The sequence below is a fragment of the Paenibacillus sp. genome, assembly GCF_035645235.1.
Classification (GTDB): domain Bacteria; phylum Bacillota; class Bacilli; order Paenibacillales; family YIM-B00363; genus Paenibacillus_AE.
The window spans coordinates 1-1,795 of record NZ_DASQMZ010000148.1 but is presented as its reverse complement, the minus strand read 5'-3'; the positions used below and the strand labels follow the sequence as shown (position 1 = coordinate 1,795).

The following is a 1,795-nucleotide window of genomic DNA, read 5'->3' as shown; positions in this document are numbered from 1 at the left end:
TCGTGGCGCCGAAGCCGGGTCACCGGTACAACGTCGAAGCGTTCACGCTGCTAAAGCCGGCGCCGTCGGTCGTGAACGATCAGCTGTATCGGAAATTTCCGCAAATCTACGAGATTCAATACATTGGGGCGAATAAGCTGCAAGGGGTGCTGGACGGCAAGAAAGAGGCGCGGCAAGCGCTGAAGGAATGGCAAACCGAAGGAGACGCCGCGATCGAGCGCATGCTGCAAGAGCAGGCGAACGCGGCTGCCGCAGAGGAATAGACGGGAGGTGGAACCCTCCCTTTTTTTGTATTTTGTAATTTTCAATCATGCGACGCATGGTATAATTTGGGGGTGTCACCGTGAAAATCGAGCCGCCCCTAGCGGATCGATAGAATAGGGTTGTGAAAGGAGAGTGGCATGATGCAGCCGAGAATCACCGTCATTACGTTAGGCGTCGACGATTTGGAACGCTCGCTTGCATTCTACCGAGACGGATTGGGGTTTGCGACGGAAGGCATCGTAGGAAGGGAATTCGAGCACGGCGCGGTCGCTTTCTTCGACCTTGCGTCCGGACTCAGGCTCGCGATTTGGCAGCGCAAGGATATCGCGTACGACGCGAACGTGCCGCTGGGCTCGCCGAGTCCCGCCGAATTTACGCTGGGGCATAACGTGGGGAGCAAGGAAGAGGTCGACCGTGTCCTCGCTGAGGCGAGAGATGCCGGGGCCGTAATCGCCGTTCCTGCGCACGATACGTTCTGGGGAGGGTACGCCGGGTATTTTCAAGATCCGGACGGCCATCTCTGGGAAGTCGTATGGAACCCGCAATGGGACAACCCAGAGGAATCCGTATGAAGAAGCCGTTCGGGATCAAGGCGATTTCGTTTATTTTGCTTGCAAAAATATGGCTTGCCCCGATTTCCTTTCTTGCGGTCGTTGCCGTAGTGGCGATTCCCCCGGGGGAGGGGCTGTATTCTCATTTTCAAGATGGCTTTCTCCGTTCGATGGGCATAACCAGTGAAGATCTTGCGGACGGCGAAGTCGTCGGTGCGTTCCTGGGCGGGTTCGCCGGTCAACTTTCGATTCCGCTCCTTCTGGCGATCCTTGCATATATTTTTCTGCGGGGAAGAAATTTCGGGCCGCTCGTCGCGGTCCTTGTCGCGCTAACGTTGTACGGCGTCGGCAGCCCCTTTTCCCTCGTCATTCACGTCTTCCTCCTGGTTTTGCTGATGTTCCAACGGAAATACTTTGCGCGCGAAGACGGAAAACCAACCGACGTACCGGCCGCCGAGGACCGCGCCGCGGAAGGGAGTACGCGTTGAATATCCTCACCGAACGGTTAGAAATTCGAACGTATACGCCTGAAGATTTGCCCAAGCTGCATCGGCTGCTCTCGGACGCCGAGACGATGCGGTTCTGGCCGGCGCCGTTCACGACGGAGCAAAGCGAAGGCTGGCTCAAGCGAAGTTTGGCGAATTACTCGCAGGGGTATGGTCGAATGGGGATGTTCACGCGGAAAGGCGGGGAATTCGTTGGCGACGTCGGAATAATGACCCTGGAGGTCGATGACATGACGGAGAACGATCTCGGGTATATCGTCCATGCCTCCCATTGGGGTAAGGGGTACGGCTTCGAGGCGGCGACGGCGGTCCTGGAGTACGGATTTCAGACATTGGGATTGGAGCGCATTTGCGCAAACATGCCGACGGATCATGTCGCCTCCCGACGCGTGGCGGAGAAGCTCGGCATGACGTTGGAGAAACAGTTCCTCAACAAGCGGAACCGGAACCTGCCAACGTGCCTGTATGCGAGGC

3 protein-coding genes and 1 pseudogene are annotated in these 1,795 nt (G+C 57.3%); all 4 read left to right on the top strand.

Features of this window, described 5'->3' with window-relative positions; all coding sequences use genetic code 11:
• A pseudogene (locus VEZ38_RS14855) lies at window positions 1–263 on the top strand (sugar ABC transporter substrate-binding protein); the annotation flags it as partial.
• Between the two features lie 141 nt (window positions 264–404).
• On the top strand, window positions 405–836 hold the full coding sequence (locus VEZ38_RS14850) for a VOC family protein (RefSeq protein ID WP_324894731.1): 432 nt from the start codon (window positions 405–407) through the stop codon (window positions 834–836).
• Entirely contained in the window at window positions 833–1,303 is a 471-nt protein-coding gene (locus VEZ38_RS14845; RefSeq protein WP_324894729.1) for a hypothetical protein, read from the top strand. The genes VEZ38_RS14850 and VEZ38_RS14845 overlap by 4 nt, the downstream gene beginning before the upstream one ends.
• Window positions 1,300–1,795: GNAT family N-acetyltransferase (locus VEZ38_RS14840; protein ID WP_324894727.1), on the top strand; the 496-nt coding region annotated here is incomplete at its 3' end. The genes VEZ38_RS14845 and VEZ38_RS14840, both read left to right, overlap by 4 nt.